This is a genomic window from Polaromonas sp. P4_F9, from assembly GCF_056401235.1.
Genome location: NZ_JBFUJT010000007.1, coordinates 101,698 through 118,748, shown reverse-complemented (window position 1 = coordinate 118,748; position 17,051 = coordinate 101,698). Strand labels below are relative to the sequence as shown.

The 17,051-nt window shown below is 63.0% G+C and carries 15 protein-coding genes; 8 read left to right on the top strand and 7 right to left on the bottom strand.

The features are described 5' to 3' along the window. Positions 1-77: 77 nt before the first annotated feature. The 7 genes from AC1DUB_RS08480 to AC1DUB_RS08450 all read right to left on the bottom strand — a co-directional run bounded on the left by AC1DUB_RS08480 (position 78) and on the right by AC1DUB_RS08450 (position 7,876). Entirely contained in the window at positions 78-1,385 is a 1,308-nt protein-coding gene (locus tag AC1DUB_RS08480) for a DUF3422 family protein (protein ID WP_477729176.1), read from the bottom strand. Between the two features lie 121 nt (positions 1,386-1,506). Continuing rightward, on the bottom strand, positions 1,507-3,018 hold the full coding sequence (locus tag AC1DUB_RS08475; protein ID WP_477729175.1) for a tripartite tricarboxylate transporter permease: 1,512 nt from the start codon (positions 3,016-3,018) through the stop codon (positions 1,507-1,509). Positions 3,019-3,027: 9 nt separating this feature from the next. Further along, positions 3,028-3,516 carry a tripartite tricarboxylate transporter TctB family protein gene (locus AC1DUB_RS08470; RefSeq protein WP_477729174.1) on the bottom strand — a complete coding sequence of 163 codons (489 nt, stop codon included), beginning with the start codon at positions 3,514-3,516 and terminating at the stop codon, positions 3,028-3,030. 211 nt (positions 3,517-3,727) lie between these two features. Beyond that, positions 3,728-5,539 carry a type IV pilus assembly ATPase TfpB gene (gene tfpB, locus AC1DUB_RS08465; RefSeq protein ID WP_477729173.1) on the bottom strand — a complete coding sequence of 604 codons (1,812 nt, stop codon included), beginning with the start codon at positions 5,537-5,539 and terminating at the stop codon, positions 3,728-3,730. Positions 5,540-5,595: 56 nt separating this feature from the next. Further along, complete coding sequence (locus tag AC1DUB_RS08460) at positions 5,596-6,363, bottom strand: class I SAM-dependent methyltransferase (RefSeq protein ID WP_477729172.1); 768 nt, start codon at positions 6,361-6,363, stop codon at positions 5,596-5,598. Continuing rightward, the gene (locus AC1DUB_RS08455) at positions 6,363-6,935 is read right to left on the bottom strand and encodes a DNA-deoxyinosine glycosylase (RefSeq protein ID WP_477729236.1); all 573 of its coding nucleotides are present in this window, start codon (positions 6,933-6,935) and stop codon (positions 6,363-6,365) included. The genes AC1DUB_RS08460 and AC1DUB_RS08455 overlap by 1 nt, the downstream gene beginning before the upstream one ends. Before the next feature lie 68 nt (positions 6,936-7,003). Beyond that, complete coding sequence (locus AC1DUB_RS08450; protein WP_477729171.1) at positions 7,004-7,876, bottom strand: TatD family hydrolase; 873 nt, start codon at positions 7,874-7,876, stop codon at positions 7,004-7,006. 166 nt (positions 7,877-8,042) lie between these two features. On the opposite strand from AC1DUB_RS08450, the gene AC1DUB_RS08445 reads away from it, so the two are divergent. From AC1DUB_RS08445 to AC1DUB_RS08410, 8 genes are all read left to right on the top strand, one after another. Beyond that, the gene (locus tag AC1DUB_RS08445) at positions 8,043-9,119 is read left to right on the top strand and encodes an extracellular solute-binding protein (protein WP_477729170.1); all 1,077 of its coding nucleotides are present in this window, start codon (positions 8,043-8,045) and stop codon (positions 9,117-9,119) included. Positions 9,120-9,122: 3 nt separating this feature from the next. Beyond that, the gene (locus AC1DUB_RS08440) at positions 9,123-10,247 is read left to right on the top strand and encodes an ABC transporter ATP-binding protein (RefSeq protein WP_477729169.1); all 1,125 of its coding nucleotides are present in this window, start codon (positions 9,123-9,125) and stop codon (positions 10,245-10,247) included. Between the two features lie 5 nt (positions 10,248-10,252). Beyond that, the gene (locus tag AC1DUB_RS08435) at positions 10,253-11,158 is read left to right on the top strand and encodes an ABC transporter permease (RefSeq protein WP_011484774.1); all 906 of its coding nucleotides are present in this window, start codon (positions 10,253-10,255) and stop codon (positions 11,156-11,158) included. Positions 11,159-11,404: 246 nt separating this feature from the next. After that, entirely contained in the window at positions 11,405-12,265 is an 861-nt protein-coding gene (locus AC1DUB_RS08430) for an ABC transporter permease (RefSeq protein WP_477729168.1), read from the top strand. Positions 12,266-12,468: 203 nt separating this feature from the next. Next, entirely contained in the window at positions 12,469-13,476 is a 1,008-nt protein-coding gene (locus tag AC1DUB_RS08425) for a S1C family serine protease (protein WP_477729167.1), read from the top strand. 9 nt (positions 13,477-13,485) lie between these two features. Next, positions 13,486-14,520, top strand: a complete 1,035-nt coding sequence (locus tag AC1DUB_RS08420) for an AAA family ATPase (RefSeq protein ID WP_477729166.1) — start codon at positions 13,486-13,488, stop codon at positions 14,518-14,520. Positions 14,521-14,922: 402 nt separating this feature from the next. Then, the gene (locus AC1DUB_RS08415) at positions 14,923-15,888 is read left to right on the top strand and encodes a DUF58 domain-containing protein (RefSeq protein WP_477718280.1); all 966 of its coding nucleotides are present in this window, start codon (positions 14,923-14,925) and stop codon (positions 15,886-15,888) included. A 38-nt stretch (positions 15,889-15,926) separates the two neighbouring features. Next, the gene (locus tag AC1DUB_RS08410) at positions 15,927-16,967 is read left to right on the top strand and encodes a VWA domain-containing protein (protein ID WP_477729165.1); all 1,041 of its coding nucleotides are present in this window, start codon (positions 15,927-15,929) and stop codon (positions 16,965-16,967) included. Positions 16,968-17,051: the final 84 nt, after the last annotated feature.

Genomic DNA, 17,051 nt, shown 5'->3' with positions numbered 1-17,051 from the left:
GGGTACGGTTGGAACTGGTTTGCGCCGCAGCGGGCAAAGGCTTGCGCCAGGCGGCAACCGGCAGAGGCAGAAGGCTTTTAAGCTTCGCCGGGATGCTGTTCCACAATTTTGCGGTGCAGCTTGCGCATGGACCACCACACAGCCGCGGCCACCAGCGGTATGGCCAGTGCGGCCGTGCTTTCGCCGCTCCACGGCCAGCCCAGTACATGCGCTCCCTTGGCCATGTAGGCAATGAGGCCGACGGTGTAATAGGTGATGGCGGCCACGGACAGGCCCTCGACCGCGGTCTGCAGCTTGAGCTGCACACCCTGGCGCTGGTTCATGGTGGCCAGCAGCGCCTGGCTGCTTTGCTGCTGGTCAATTTCGACCCGGGTGCGCAGCAGGTTGCTGATGCGTGAAACCCGCTGCGACAAGGCGTCCTGACGGCGCGCGGCCCACTCGCAGGTGCTGCGTGCCGGAGTGAGGCGGCGGTCCATGAACTCACGGATGGTCTGCAGACCTGGCAGCCGGGCCTCGGCAATGTCGTCAATGCGCTTGTCCACCAGCTCGAAATAGGCCGCGCTGGCCGAAAACCGCGAGTGGGTGGCCGCATGCTGGCTTTCCACCTGGCCGGCCAGTTTGGTCAGGCGGTCCAGCAGCAAGGGTTCGTCGTTGGGCGTGGCGCTGCGAATCGACTGCGCCAGTTCGGCCAGTTCGCGCTCGGCATAGGCCAGCACACTGTAGGCCTCGCGCGCCGCCGGCAGACCCAGCAGCGCGGCCATGCGGTAGGTTTCAATCTCGATGAGGCGCTGCACCAGCCGGCCCAGCCGGCGCGGCGACAAGCTGCCGGCCAGCACCACGATGCGGGAAAAACCATCGGCATGAATGCTCAGATCGGTATAGACCTCGCCGTTGCCGTCGGCCACCGACGAGCCGATCAGGGTGTCTTCCTGCAACACCCGCCGGGACAGGGTCGAAGCGCCCAGGCTGTGCATGGGCAAAGCCCACAGGTGCAAGGCCGCGAGGCATTGGCCGGGCAAGCCGGCGAACCAGTCCTGCGGCACGACGGCGATGGCGGCTGCGGGCTCGCGCTCGTCGAAGTCATCGAGCTCGATCGGGTGCATGAAGGTCCACGAGACAAACTCGGTGTGCAGCTCCCAGCGGATGCGAAACGGCCCCACCTCCATGCGAATGTGGGTGGACCCCAGGTCAGGCTGGGGCAAATGATGGTCGCGCAGCAAGGTGGCCACATGGGCGCGGCTGGCCTCACGCTGTGCAGCATCACACACCATCACCACATGCGAGATGGCCAGGGGGATGCTCATCGCCTCGGGCGGGCGGGCATGGATCTCATTGTGTAGCGCCGCCCTTTGTGGATGCTGCAGCAGGTGATGGTTCAATTGCATGATGACCTTTTCATCCGCATTGTGGCTCAGAGTAGTTACAGCACAGGTACAAGCCCCATAAAAAACGGCGCCCGAAGGCGCCGTTTTTTTAGCCGGGAGCAACGCCCCGAGGTGCTCGTTCTCACTCCTCGACGAAAGCCTCTTCCCGCTTGTGCTTGACAGAAGGCAGCAGCACAATCACCAGCAACAGGACAGCCGCGCCCAACAGGCCCGCCGACAAGGGGCGCGTTACAAACACGCTCCAGTCGCCACGGGACAGCAGCAGCGCGCGGCGCAGGTTCTCTTCCATCATCGGGCCCAGGATAAAACCCAGCAGCAGCGGCGCGGGTTCTGCACCCAGCTTGACGAAGATGTAGCCGATCACGCCAAAAATGCCCACCGTCCAGATATCAAAAGTGTTGTTGTTGGTCGAGTAAACACCAATCGCACAGAACAGCACAATCGCCGGGAACAGGTAGCGGTAAGGCACGCTCAGCAGCTTGATCCACATGCCGATCAGCGGCAGGTTCAGGATGATCAGCATCGCGTTGCCGATCCACATCGAGGCGATCAGGCCCCAGAACAGCTCCGGATTGCTGGTCATGACCTGCGGGCCTGGCTGGATGTTGTGAATCGTCATGGCACCCACCATCAGCGCCATCACGGCGTTTGGTGGAATACCCAGGGTCAGCAGCGGAATAAACGAGGTCTGGGCACCGGCATTGTTGGCGGACTCAGGTGCGGCCACGCCGCGGATGTTGCCTTGGCCAAAAGGAACTTCGCCCGGCTTCATCTTCATTTTCTTTTCCAGCGCGTAGGCTGCAAACGCAGCCAGCAAGGCGCCACCACCGGGCAAAATACCCAATGAAGAACCCAGGAAAGTGCCGCGCAGCACGGCCGGTACCATGTCCTTGAAATCCTGTTTCGTCGGCATCAGGCCCGAGACCTTGGCGGTGAACACTTCGCGCTCATGCTCGGGCTGCGCCAGGTTGCTGATGATTTCGCCGTAGCCAAACACACCCATGGCAATCACGACAAAGCCAATGCCGTCGGTCAACTCGGGAATGTCAAAGCTGAAGCGTGCCACGCCGGAGTTCACGTCGGTACCCACGAGGCCGAGCAACAGGCCCAGCACAATCATGGCCACAGCCTTGAGCAGCGAGCCCGATGCCAGCACCACGGCACCAATCAGGCCCAGCACCATCAAAGAGAAATACTCTGCAGGCCCAAACTTGAAAGCCAGTTCGGTCAGCGGCGGTGCAAAGGCCGCCAGGATCAGCGTGCCCACGCAACCGGCAAAAAACGAACCCAGTCCGGCAGCAGCCAACGCCGGCCCCGCTCGACCTTTTCGGGCCATTTGATACCCGTCAATACAGGTCACAACCGAGGAAGACTCGCCCGGCAGGTTCACCAGAATGGCAGTGGTCGAACCACCGTACTGGGCACCGTAATAAATACCGGCCAGCATGATCAGCGCGGACACCGGCGGCAAGGCGTAGGTGGCCGGCAGCAGCATGGCAATGGTGGCCACCGGGCCGATGCCGGGCAGAACCCCGATCAGCGTACCCAGAATACAACCGGCCAGCGCGTACAACAGATTGATAGGCGTGAAAGCCACGCCAAAACCCAGCGACAAATTTGCAATGAGATCCATTTTTTTTCCTTAGCCGGTGATGAAGGCAGGCCACACCGGGAACTGCAGCTTGAGCGCCACGACGAAAGCAAGGTAGCTACCGACCGCCAGAACAGTCGCCAGGATGAAGGTGGCTTTAAACTTCCAGCCGGCTTCGGCCATGCTGGCAATAAAGGTCAGGGCGTAAATCGCGACAATCATGCCGAAGGCCGGCAGCTTGATGCTGGGCAGGCCCGCCAGCAAAAGGCCGAACACAAGGTTGGCGGCAATGATGTAAAACAGCGGCTTCCAGGCCCATTTGCCTATTTTGGCGCCGCCTTCCGTTTCAACGACCAGCGCCGTAAACGTCACGACGGCGCCGATGATAGCCAGCAAAATACCGAGCATCAGCGGAAAGTAGCCTGGACCCATGCGGGCGCCTGTGCCGACGTTGTAGGTGCTGGCACCCCATGCAAACGCCACCCCAACGCCCATGAACATAAGTCCGCAAAAGAAGTCTTTTTGACTCTTGATATTCACGGTTTGTCTCCTTCGAAAATTAGTTGAACCTGCGGATTGTGCATGCAATCAACCCCGCCGGGCATGTGGCTTTCACCTACAGGCCCAAGCTACGGGCGGCGCACCGCGCCTTGCATCCCATCCCGAGAAGGTGCTTGCGCGGCCCCGTTTGGGTCGTAAACAGGTTCTAAAGGCACCCGGTTGGGGCGCGCGAGACCCGCGCAGGTCCGGCTCAGGACATCGGCGGGGTGGTGGAGAGGATTTCCTCGATGGTGGTCACCCCTTCCGCCACCTTGAGCGCGCCCGCCAGCCGCAGCGGGCGCATGCCGTCTGCCACGGCCTGGCGCCGCAGCGCATCAATATTCGGCTCCCGGGTGACCTTGTCCTTGAAAGTTTCGGTTACCGTCAGCAACTCGTATAGCCCCATCCGGCCCAGAAAGCCGGTCATGCGGCAATCGACACAGCCCGCAGGCTTGTAGGGCTGGTAACCCCCGTTGATTTGCCAGGGCTTGACAACTTCCGCCAGCGCTTCACGCGAGCTGCCTTCGTCCTTTTCACGGCACTGCGCGCACAAGGTGCGCACCAGCCGCTGCGCCAGCACGCCCAGCAGCGTGGCGTTGATCAGGTAGGCAGGCACGCCCAGCTCCATCAGGCGCGAGACCGCCGAGGGCGCGTCGTTGGTGTGCAGCGTGCTGAAGACCAGGTGGCCCGTCAGCGCGGCCTGCACGGCCATTTCCGCGGTCTGCAGGTCGCGGATTTCTCCGACCATGATGATGTCCGGGTCCTGCCGCATCAGGGCGCGCAACCCTTCGGGGAAATCAAAATCCAGATGCGCCTGCACCTGCGTCTGGTTGAACGCCGGCTCGATCATCTCGATCGGGTCTTCAATGGTGCTGACATTGACCTCTTCAGTGGCCAGGCGCTTGAGCGTGGAGTACAGCGTGGTGGTCTTGCCCGAACCGGTCGGCCCGGTCACCAGGACAATGCCGTAGGGCCGTTTGAGCAGTTGCTCCCATCGCTCCGCGTCATGTTGCGAAAAGCCCAGCGCGTCCAGGTCCTTGACCGTGGTGTCCGGGTCAAAAATCCGCATCACCATCTTCTCGCCGAAGGCCGTGGGCAGGGTTGACAGGCGCATTTCAATTTCGTCGCCGCGCGGGTTGCGGGTCTTGATGCGGCCGTCCTGAGGGCGTCGCTTTTCAACCACATCCATACGGCCCAGCAGTTTGATGCGCGCCGTCATGGCGTTGTGCACACCCATGGGCAACTGGTAGACCGGGTGGAGCACCCCGTCAATCCGGAAACGGATCACGCCCTGCTCGCGCCGCGGCTCCAGATGGATGTCACTGGCGCGCTGGTCAAAGGCATATTGCCAGAGCCAGTCCACCACCTGCACCACACCCTGGTCGTTGGCATCGAGCTGCTTGTTGCTCTTGTTCAGCTCCACCAGCTGCTCAAAGCTGGCCGAACCCGAGGTGCCGCCAGACTTGAGCGCCGCACGGACGGATTTGGCCAGCGCAAAAAACTCGGCCGTGTATTTGGCAATTTCCTGCGGATTGGCCACCACCAGGCGCACGCTGCGCTTGGCCTGGCGTTCGACCTCCGACACCCAGTCCGTGACAAAGGGCTCGGATGTGGCGATCACCACCTCCCGGGGAGTCACCTGGACCGGCAACACCTTGTGCCGCTCGGCATACACCGCAGACATGGTGTCGGCCACCTTGCCCACATCCACCTTGAGCGGGTCAATCCTCAGGTACTGGAGGCCGGCACGGGCGGCCAGCCATTGAGCAATGGTTTCGATGTCAAGCGGCTTGCCGTCGGCCACGCGCACCATGCCAACGCTGGCCAGCCGGATCAGGGGCAATTGGGCGCTCTGCACCTGCGAGCAGCGGGCAATGGTGCGTTGCGCCTCGGTGCTGCTGATGACGCCATCTTCGCTGAGCCACTCGACCAGCTTGCGCCAGTCGAGCGGGCCGGCGTGGACTTTTTTACCCTGAGAGTCCCGCGAGGAAGTGGGGCGTGGGGGAGGTATCACGGCGCTCATGGATGGCACTGTACCCGATCCACTCCGGCGATTGCCACCCCCGTCGTCGTCCGGCATCAGGTCACCGGCTTGAAAAGCCGCAGCCACTTTTTGGCGGGCAGGTCCCAGCGTGATTCAATGACGCCCGCCTGCAGCAGGAGTTCGGCCCGGTCCGGGCGCGTGGGCTCGCGCTGGGCCATCACGACCGTGTTGCCCTCCCGCGTCGGCCGGAAGGCCCAGACCGCCTCCGGGCCGAAGGCCTCGGCTATCTTGGTCAGCGAGTGCACATAACTCGAATCCCGGCCGAAGAGGTTTACCGTCATCACCCCCTCATCACTGAGAAGGCGCCGGCAATCAGCGTAAAAATCAGCGCTGTCCAGCACCGGCGCCGCCGCTTCGTGGTCGTACAGGTCGACATGCAGGAGATCAACACTCCCCTGATGCCGCGGGTTCCGGATTTCTTCGGCGGCATCAGCCTCGATGACATGCAGCCTGAGGTCGTCGCGCGGCAATTTGAACCAGAGCCGGCAAGCGGCGATCACCTGCGGGTTGATCTCGATGGCCGTGGTTTTCATGCGCAGCTTTTTGTAGCAGAACTTGGTCAGCGCCGCCGAGCCCAGCCCAAGCTGCATCGCATGCTTTTTTGACACGGCCGTAGCGTCCATGAACAGCAGCCCCGCCATCATGCGCTGCACATACTCCAACTCAATGTCATAAGGCGCATCGCGCAGCATGGAGCCCTGCACCCATTCAGTACCCAAATGCAGAAAACGCACATCGCCATAGTCGGAGAAATTGACCTCTGGCAACTCCAGGGTGGTGTTCTCGGTAATTTTTTTCGCCATCAGATCAATTCGTGTTTTTCAAAGACTTCGCGCCAGGAGCTAAGTTTGCGCTCAAAAGACCAGGACGCATTGGCCGGGCTGGTGGAGGGCAACCGGTGAAACTGAACCCCCACGCTTGCCACTCCGTGTGCTGCGCTGCCCCCAGAGGGGGCCTTCGCGCCTTGGGGCTGCCCGGCGACGCTCAAGGCAACCATCACGTATTTTGAATGCTTGAAGCTTTCGCCTCCGTTATGGGCGACGGCCCGCAATTCCGGGCAGAGCTGCCTGACGGCTGCAAAATCATTCACCACCGCATTGCGGATATTGCTGTCCAGGCTGCCGTCGCGTTCACACGCCGCGTACACGTCCCAGACCCCCAGTCGCTTCGACAGCAGCCATTCGCTACGAATCTGATAGCCATCTGCCCCCGTTCCTATTGGGCCATCAGGCCAAATGGCTTGCAAAATCTTCCAGAAATGGTTTTGCGGATGCCCGTAGTACTGCTGGGCGGCCAAAGACGCAGCGCCCGGGAAACTGCCAAGGATCAAGAGGCGCGTTTGGCCGCAGACGAGCGGCGGCAAGCCGGTCAGCACGGCAGTCCTCCCGTCATTGCTCCCGTCATTGCTCCCGTCATTGTTCACGAGATTACTGACCACATTGCTCACGACACGAGCGCCTTGAGCCGGGGCAGCGCCTCTAGCGCGTTGGCACTGGTGGCGCTGGCCAACGCTTCGGCCGAGATGCCGCGCAGACTCGCCACTTGCTCTGCAATGCGGGGCAACTCGCCCGGCTCATTGCGGCCCTGGCCCTGCCCGGCCGCACGCTGCGCTGCCGTGGTGTAAAGCCAGTGCGGCGGAATGTCGGGTGAATCGGTTTCCATCACCAGCACCTCCAGCGGCAACCAGGCGGCCAGGTGCCTGAGCTGCCGGGCGGGCTCAAACGTGACGGCACCGCCAAAGCCCAGCTTGAAACCCAGCTTGACGAACTCCATCGCCTGCTGTTCGCTGCCGTTAAAGGCATGGGCAATGCCGCGCCAGCCGTCCTCCGGGTGCTCCGAGTGCTCCGGGTGATGGGGCACCAGCTCACGCAAATGTTTGAGCAGCTTGTCGGCCGATCGCCGCACATGCAGGATCACCGGCAGGCCGTGCTTGCGCGCCAGCTTGAGCTGCTCGCGGTAGAAATATTCCTGGCGCTCGCGCATGGGGCTTTGCGTCACTGCGGGCACAAAATAGTCAAGCCCTATCTCACCCACCGCCACCAGGCGCGGGTCGGACTTTCTGAGGGTCAGCTCCGCATCCAGCGCCAGCAGGTCGCCCTCTTGTGCTTCGGGCACACAAAGCGGATGTATGCCCAATGCGTAACTGTCCGAAAACTCATGCGCCAGCAAGCGCACTGCCGCGAAGTTGCTGACCGCCACGGCCGGCAGCACGCAATGCGCGACCTGCCTGGCGGTAGCCCGCGCACGAACTGCGGCCACATCTGGCGAGAACTCCCCGGCATCGAGGTGGCAGTGTGTGTCAATCCAGAAGGTCATTGCGGGGGGTGGCGTGAAAAAAGGAGAAGCGCGCTATCAGTGCAGATGATATTGACACAGAAATGAAACCGGTACAGGCTATGCTTTTTTCGCATGCTCATGCATTTCCGGGCTTTGCTGCGATCCCTTCGCGTCACATCACCATGTCATCAACCAGGAAAATCCCATGAAATTATCTCGCCTGATGCGCCTCATGATAGGGGCCGGTCTGCTTGCTTCTAGCCTGGCCAATACGGCTTGGGCTCAGGATCAGAAACTGCGGCTGATTACCTGGGCGGACTACGTGCCGGCCGATGTTGTGGCGCAGTTCAAAAAGGAAACAGGAATTGACGTCGAGCTCACCCTGTCGAACAACGAGGAGATGATCTCCAAATTGCGCGCCACCGGCGGGGCGGGTTTTGACCTGGCCCAGCCCTCACAGGACCGCATCACCGGCCCGCAGCAGGAGTTTGGCATTTACAAACCCATGGACCTGAGCAAGATCAAGTCCGAGCTGTTCATTCCTGCCATGCTCGACGCCACCAAGAAGAACACGACGCTGGCCGGCAAGGTCTATGGCCTGCCGCACATCTGGGGTACCGACGGCCTGGTGGTCAACACCCAGTTGGCGAAGATGAGCGACTACCCCGATTTGTGCAAAGCCGATGTCAAGGGAAAGACCGCCGTCCGCCTCAAGCGGCCCACCCTGCTGGCATTCGCCTTTGCCTCCGGCAAGGATCCGTTTGCACTGTATAAAGATCCCAAGGCCTATGCTGCGCTGATGGACGAAGTCGGCAAGACCATGATCGCCTGCAAGAGCAACATCAAGTTTTACTGGGACAACAAGGACCAGCTGCTCAACGGCATGCGCACCGGCGAAGTGGTGGGCGCCATGATGTGGGACACCGGCGGCTGGAAGCTCAACAGTGAAAAGCCCGAAATCCAGTACATCGCCCCCAAGTCGGGCGCACTCGGCTGGATAGACACCTTTGCCATCCCCGCCAAAGGCCGCAATGATGCTGCCGCGTATGCATGGATCAACTTCAACATGCGCCCGGAAATCGCCGCCAAGGTGGCGAGCTCCGCCGGCAACTTCACCGCCGCCAAAGGCGCTGACCAGCTGATGGACGCCAAGCTGAAGGCCCAGTTCGCCGCCAGCTTCCCGGAAGCCGCCCTGAAGAACGTCAAATGGTATCCGGCCGTTCCCGCCGGCATCGAAGACATTGAAGGCCGTGTGCTGGACCGCATCAAGGCCGCCCAGTAACCATTGCCCGCCATTCAAGCGGTGCAGGTAGATCTTCAAGCCGATCACGTCGGTAAGCACTACGGCGGCCAGCTCGCCGTCAGGGACTTGTCCCTGACGGTCGAGCGCGGCAGCTTTTTTTCCATCCTCGGCCCATCGGGCTGCGGAAAAACCACCCTGCTGCGCATGATTGCCGGTTTTCTGGCGCCCGACACAGGCCAGATCCACATCGGCGGCAAGCCCATGAATGGCGTGCCACCCAACCAGCGGCCGGTCAACATGGTGTTTCAGCACCTGGCCCTGTTTCCCATGATGTCGGTGGGTGAAAACGTCGGCTACGGCCTGGCGCGGCGCGGCTTGTCCCGTGCCGACATTGCCAAAAAGGTGGGTGCCATGCTGGAGCGCGTGAGCCTGCCGGGCATGCAGGACAAGCGCGTCGACCAGCTCTCCGGCGGGCAACGGCAACGCGTGGCGATTGCCCGCAGCCTGGTGCTGGAACCCACCTTGCTGCTGCTGGATGAACCGCTGGGCGCGCTGGACCTCAAACTGCGCGAGCACATGAAGGTCGAGCTCAAGCAGCTGCAGGCGGACTTCGGCACCACCTTTGTCTATATCACGCACGACCAGTCGGAAGCGCTGGTGTTGTCCGACCATGTCGCGGTGATGAACGCCGGCAGTTTCGAGCAGCTGGGAACACCCCAGCAGCTTTATTACCAGCCCCAAACGCCTTTTGTGGCGGGCTTTGTGGGTACCAACAACAAAATTACGGGCCGAGCCACGCAGGTGGATGCGGGACCGGAGGGCCTTGTGACCTTCATGTCCGGGCAGGGCCTAGCAATGCGCGCCCGCGCCGTGGGCACTATTGGCACCGGCCAGGCGATTGAAGCCTTTGTGCGCCCTGAGGCCGTCAGCCTGGCGCGCGACGCCGGCGAGCTGCCGGCAAGTCACCCAACGCATGCGGGCCAGGTTGAAAGCCTGCTGTTTGACGGCGCCAACTCGGCCGTACTTCTGAGCGAGGCGACCACCCGCACCGGGTTCCGCATTGCGCTGCCGCAAACCGGCCGTTTTGCCGACCTGCACATCGGGGAAACCGTGGCTTTCAGCTTTGACCCGCAGCAGGCCGTCTGTTTTGCGGCGGCGAGCGCCTGAGATTCATGCAAACCGCGGTTGCCGCCCCGGGAATTGGCACAACACCAGCCTCAACGCAGGCCCGGCTTATCCTTTTCCTGTTGCTGGCGCCTGCATTGATCTGGCTGGTGGGCCTGATTGTGCTGCCGCACATCGACCTGGCCGTGCTGTCGCTGCGCGAGCGCATCGCGCCGCGGCAGTACACGCCCAGCATCGCCCAGTACCGCACCTTCATTGAAGAGCCGCTGTATTGGCACACCTTTGTGCGGACAGCCGTCATGTCCATCCTGGCCACACTGATCACGCTGTTGCTGGCCTTTCCGGTGGCCTGGACCATTGCCAAGCTGGTGCGCGGCCGCGCCAAGTCCTTGCTGCTGGTGCTGTGCCTGATCCCCTTCTGGGTCAGCGAAACCGTGCGCACCTTGGGGTGGATGATCCTGCTGCGCGAGTCCGGCGTGCTGCCCGCCCTGCTGGTGCAGCTCGGCCTCACGGCAACCCCTGTGGAAATGCTTTACCGGGACGCCACCATTCTGGTGGGCCTGGTGTACACCTCCATGCTGTTCATGGTGGTGCCGCTGATCAGCGCCCTGGAAAGCCTGGACGACGCCCTGATTGAAGCGGCCTACGATCTGGGAGGCACCGGCCCCTCCATCCTGCGCCAGATCGTGATTCCGCACGCGGCGCCCGGAATTCTGGCCGGCTGCATCGTGGTCTTCATGCTGACCCTGGGCAACTACCTCACGCCCACCTTGCTGGGCGGCAAAAACTCGCTATGGTTTACCGAGCAGATTTACACCCAGTTCATTACCCGTTTCAACTGGGAACAGGGTGCGGCCTTCGGCTTTTTGCTGCTGGGGTTGTCCACCGCCATCGTCTGGCTGGGCCTGAAGCTCACGGGCCAGAAATTCGGTGAAGTGATGAGGAAGACATGACACACCCCCAGGCTTGCTCACTTCGTGTAGCCTCCTCCCCCTTGCAGGGGGCAACAGCTGCGGCCCGGCAAAGCCGGTTCCGCGCTGTGACATGACACACCCCCGTTGCGGACTCACTTCGTGTAGTCGCCTCCCCCCTTGCAGGGGGCGACATCTGCGGCCCGGCAAAGCCGGTTCCGCGATGTCACTGGCATTTCACCGCCTGCGCCAACACTGCGGGTGCGCATCAGGCTGGGGAATCATCGAATGATCGCCTCCCTGCCCCGCCCAGCCTGGCTGCGCGCCGGCACGGTGGTGTATGCCCTGGCCTTTTTCGCCTTCCTGTTCCTGCCGCTGGCGGTGGTGGCGGTGTTCGCCTTCAACGACGCGCCCTACCCCGCTCCGCCTTGGCGCGGCTTCACGCTGGACTGGTTTTTTGGCAGCAAGGCCGGCCGCACCGGGCTGTTTTCGGACGGGCCGCTGCTGGCCAGCCTCTGGACCAGCGTGGTGGTGGCGAGCTGGGTCACGCTGCTGGCGGTTCTGGTGGGTACCACCAACGCCTTTTTGATTGAGCGCAGCCGGTTTCCGGGCAAGCAGGCCCTGTCTTTGCTGATGCTGGCCCCGCTGGTGATTCCGGGCGTGATTCTGGGCATCTCGATACTGGCCTTTGCCAGCCGGATGGCGCAATTTGCAGACGACATGTGGGGCCTTGAGCTTGATTTTCTGCGCCCCGGCCTGCCGCTGGTGGTGTTGGGCCAGTTTTCGTACATCGTGTCCATTGCCACCCTCATCATCACGGCGCGCCTCAAACGCTTCGACATCACCCTGGAAGAAGCTGCCTACAACCTCGGCGCCTCGCGCGCAGCGGTTTTTGCCACCATCACGCTGCCGGCGCTCAAACCGGCCCTGGTGGGCGCTGCGGCCATTTCGTTTTTGATGTCTTTTGAGAACTTCAACACCACGCTGATGCTGGTGGGTTCGGACGCGCCGCTCACCGTCATGATGTATGGGCGCATGCGCGAAGGCGCTACCCCGGTCCTGAACGCCGTCAGCCTGTTTCTGATGCTCGCCTCTGCTGCGCTGGCACTCACGCTGCTGCGCAAGCCAGCCATCGGCGGGGCAGCCTGAGACGCCTGGCGGCCGGCTGCCAACCCTGCCCAATCCTGCCTGATGGGGCGGGAGTCAACACGCCCGGAAAACCGCCTGTTACAGCGGCCTCATGCGAATACCCAAATACGTGCATGAACGCAAAAATCGTGATACGGTGCAGTTCTTGAACCCGCAGTTTTGAGCGTATTAACCGTTTGGACATTTACCTCACAGGTGAACGGATGCGAAGGCCTGCCCTCTACAGTAGCTCCAGCCACGACCGCCGCGGCGACGACACGCCGGAGGCACCCGAGGCCGACCCGCCTGCGCAAACGCAAACGCAGCTGCAACCAAAAGTACAAGCACAACCACAATCAGCGGCAGTTCACCCTTCACTTTTTGCACGGCTGGCCGCGCGCTTTCCGGCCTACCACCTCTACCTGCTGTGGACTGTCATTGCCCTGCTGGCCCTGTTGCTGGCTGTCAGTCTTTCTTTGTCACTGCAGCCGGCGGGCCGAAAGCTGACCCAGCACGACATCAATGCCGCCGTCCTCAAGACACTGGAGACGACTACCCTGCCCTCGGCCGCCGCCCGGGCCTATCAGATCATCAGCCCGTCAGTGGTGCGCGTCGTGGGCCTGGGCGTGGGCAAGGAAAAAGATGCCAAGGACGCCAAAAATGCCAAGGATGGCAAGGAAGGCAAGGACGACGGTGAGCGCAGCGTGGGCACCGGCGTGGTCATCGTGGACAAGGGCATCATTCTGACCAACCTGCACGTGGTGCAGGGGGCAGAGAGCATTAAGGTCACGTTCGCCGACGGCCTGGAGTCCAACGCCTCGATTGTCGGCATACAGCTGGAAAACGACCTGGCGGTATTGCAGGCAGACAAAATTCCCGACGACATGATTGCCGCCACCATGCGCTCCACGGCCGACCTCGCCCCGGGCGATGAGGTGCTGGCGGTGGGCTATCCGTTTGGCATCGGCCCCTCCGCTTCGGCCGGTGTCATTTCGGGGCTCAAGCGCACATTCCGCTCGCCCGAGGGCAAGCAGCAAATGACCAACCTCATCCAGTTCGACGCGGCCGCCAACCCCGGCAATTCGGGCGGGCCGCTGGTCACCATGGACGGCGAGGTCATTGGCATCGTGACCGCCATCTACAACCCCAACCAGCAACGAACGTTTGTCGGCATCGGTTTTGCCGTGCCGATTGAAAACGCCGCCTCGGCTGCCGGCATGCCCCCATTTTGAAAGACCCGCATGGAATCGCACACCCCTGATCATTTGCCCGTGGGTCACCTGCCTGTGAGCCATGAGACCTCGCAGCTGATGGAGAAAATCCTCTACGAAGTCAAGCGCGTGGTGGTCGGGCAGGACCGTTTTCTCGAACGCGTGATGGTCGCCATCCTGGCACAGGGCCATCTACTGGTGGAGGGGGTTCCCGGCCTGGCCAAGACCCTTACTGTGAAAACGCTGGCCAGCACCGTGCGCGGCAACTTCAAGCGCATCCAGTTCACGCCCGACCTGGTGCCGGCCGACCTGGTGGGCACGCGCATCTACAACCAGAAAACCGGCGAATTCAGCACTTCGCTCGGCCCGGTCTTCACCAACCTGCTGCTCGCCGACGAGATCAACCGGGCGCCGGCCAAGGTACAAAGCGCGCTGCTCGAGGTCATGCAGGAGCGGCAAGTCACGATTGCAGGCATCACGCACAAGGTGCCCGAGCCCTTCCTGGTGATGGCGACGCAAAACCCGATTGAAACCGAAGGCACCTACCCGCTGCCCGAAGCGCAGGTAGACCGCTTCATGATGAAGGTGCTGGTCGACTACCCCAGCGACGAGGAAGAATTTGTCATCGTCCAGCGCGTCACCGGCCCTGCGGTTGCCGTCTCGGCCGTGGCCACCACCGAGCAGCTGGCGGCCCTGCAGAACGAATGCCGGCACGTGTATGTCGACCCCTCCCTGGTGCAGTATGCGGTGCGGCTGGTTTCGGCCACGCGCAACCCGACCCGGCACGGGCTCAAGGACCTGGCACGCTTCATCACCTTTGGCGCCAGCCCGCGCGCCACCATCAACCTGACCGAGGGCGCCCGGGCGCTGGCCATGCTGCGTGGCCGCAGCTACGCCTTGCCGGAAGACATGACCGACCTGGTTCCGGATGTGCTCCGCCATCGCCTGGTGCTGTCTTACGAAGCCCTGTCGGAAGGACTTTCGGCCGACACGGTGGTCAGCAAGATCATGCTCAAAATCCCGGCTCCCGCCAGGCCGCTTGCACATGAACAACTCGCCGCTTAGAGTGAGCCCCCACGCTCCGCCGCTACGCGGGTCGCTGCCCCCCGGGGGGGCCGCTGCGCCTGCGGCCCGGCAAAGCCGGTTCCGCGGCCCCACCTTGGATGAAGCGCCCTCGCCCGCTGCRGCCGTCAGGAGCAGGCTCCCCCACGCTCCGCCGCTACGCGGGTCGCTGCCCCCCGGGGGGGCCGCTGCGCCTGCGGCCCGGCAAAGCCGGTTCCGCGGCCCCACCTTGGATGAAGCGCCCTCGCCCGCTGCGGCCGTCAGGAGCAGGCTCCCCCACGCTCCGCCGCTACGCGGGTCGCTGCCCCCCCGGGGGGCCGCTGCGCCTGCGGCCCGGCAAAGCCGGTTCCGCGGCCCCGGCTTGAATAAGGCGCCCTCGGCGCTGCGGCCGTCAGGAGCATGCCCATGAGCAGGCCTTCATCCGACGCAGAGCAGTTGCTCAGACGCCTCGAGTGGACCGTGTTGCGCCGCCTCGACGGGCTGCTGCAGGGCGACTACCGCACCCTGCTGCGCGGCACCGGCATGGACCTGGCGGACCTGCGCGAATACCAGCACCACGACGACGTGCGTCACATTGACTGGAACGTAACGGCCCGCCTGCAGCAGCCCCATGTGCGCGTCTTCACCGAAGACCGCGAAATGAGCGCCTGGTTTTTGCTCGACCTGAGCCCCTCGATGGACTTTGGCTCCGGCGAGTTGCGCAAGCGCCAGGTGTTGACAGAATTCGTGGCGGTGCTGGCACGCATGCTGACGCGCCATGGCAACCGCGTCGGCGCCATGCTCTACGGCTCCGGCGTCGACGCCGTGATTCCGGCGCGCGGCGGCCGCCACCATGTGCTGCGCATGCTGCACACCCTGCATGCGCGCCCTGAAACGGCCAGCGCCGGCCCCACGCGCCTGAACGAATTACTGGAGTCCGCCGGCAACCTGGTGCGCCGGCGCTCCACCCTGTTTGTGGTGTCCGATTTCATCAGCGAGCCGGGCTGGGAAAAGCCCCTGGGCCAGCTCGCCCAGCGTCACGAGGTGGTGGCCGTGCGCCTGCTCGATCCGCTGGAGCTGGAATTACCCGATCTCGGGCTGATCCCGATCCGCGATGCGGAGACCGGCGAACAACTGCTGGTCGACACCCACGATCCGGGTTTTCGCAAGCGCTTTGCCCGCATTGCGGCGCAGCGCGAAGCCGAGTTGCGGCAGGCCCTGGCACGCGCCGGTGTCGACACGCTGGAGCTCGCTACCGATGACGACCTGGTGGATGCCATCATGCGTTTTGCCGACCTGCGCAAACGCCGCAGCCGGCTGTCCGGTGGCCATGCCGCCGGCCTGCATCCGGCAGGAAACAAGCTGCCCTCCCACCTGCGGCAAGCCGCCTGACATACCTATCGGCCCAGGATACCGCCCAAGGATTTTTCATGTTTTTTCTCTGGCCCCAATTTCTCTGGCTGCTGCTGGCCGTACCGCTGCTCGTGCTGCTGTACCTCTGGCTGCTGCGCCGCAAGAAAAAACTGGCGGTGCGCTACGCATCGCTGGCCATCATCAAGGAGGCCATGGGACCAGGGCAAAGCATTCGCCGTCATATTCCGCCCACTCTGTTTCTGCTGGCCATGGCGCTGATGCTGCTCGCCACGGCGCGCCCCATGGCCGTGATCACCCTGCCGTCGAACCAGCAGACCATCATGCTGGCCATAGATGTTTCCGGCAGCATGCGAGCCACCGACGTGCAGCCCAGTCGCCTCGTGGCTGCGCAAACGGCTGCCAAGGCCTTCCTTGCCGACCTGCCGCGCACGGTGAAGGTCGGCATCGTCGCGTTTGCCGGCTCTGCACAGGTCGCGCAGATTCCGACGGTGAACCGCGAAGACCTGGTCTCCGCGATCGACCGCTTCCAGCTGCAGCGCGGCACCGCCATCGGCAACGGCATCGTCATGTCGCTCGCCACGCTCTTTCCGGATGCCGGCATCGACCTGCAGTCCATGCAAACGGGGCGCGAGCGCCAGCGCGGCTTTGCCATTGACCAGGAGAAAAAGGAAACGAAGGAGTTCACGCCGGTGGCACCGGGCTCCTACAACTCGGCCGCGATCATCCTGCTGACAGACGGCCAGCGCACCACCGGCGTCGATTCGCTTGATGCCGCCAAGCTGGCAGCCGACCGCGGTGTGCGCGTGTACACCGTCGGCATCGGTACGGTGGACGGTGAAACGATAGGTTTTGAAGGTTGGTCCATGCGCGTCAGGCTCGATGAGGAAACCCTCAAGGGCATTGCACGCGCCACGCAGGCCGAGTACTTTTATGCGGGCACGGCGGCCGACCTGAAAAAAGTCTATGAGACCCTGAGCTCCCGCCTGACGGTGGAGAAAAAGGAAACTGAAATCTCCGCGCTGCTGGCACTGGGAGCCGCGGCGCTGGCGCTGCTCTCCGCCGGGCTGTCACTGCTGTGGTTTAACCGGATTCTTTAAGGCAGCCTCTTCGCCGGTACGCGGGTACGCGGATTCGCGGATGCACTCACGCCGCGAGGCAGGGAATCAGAGAGACAGCGAGAC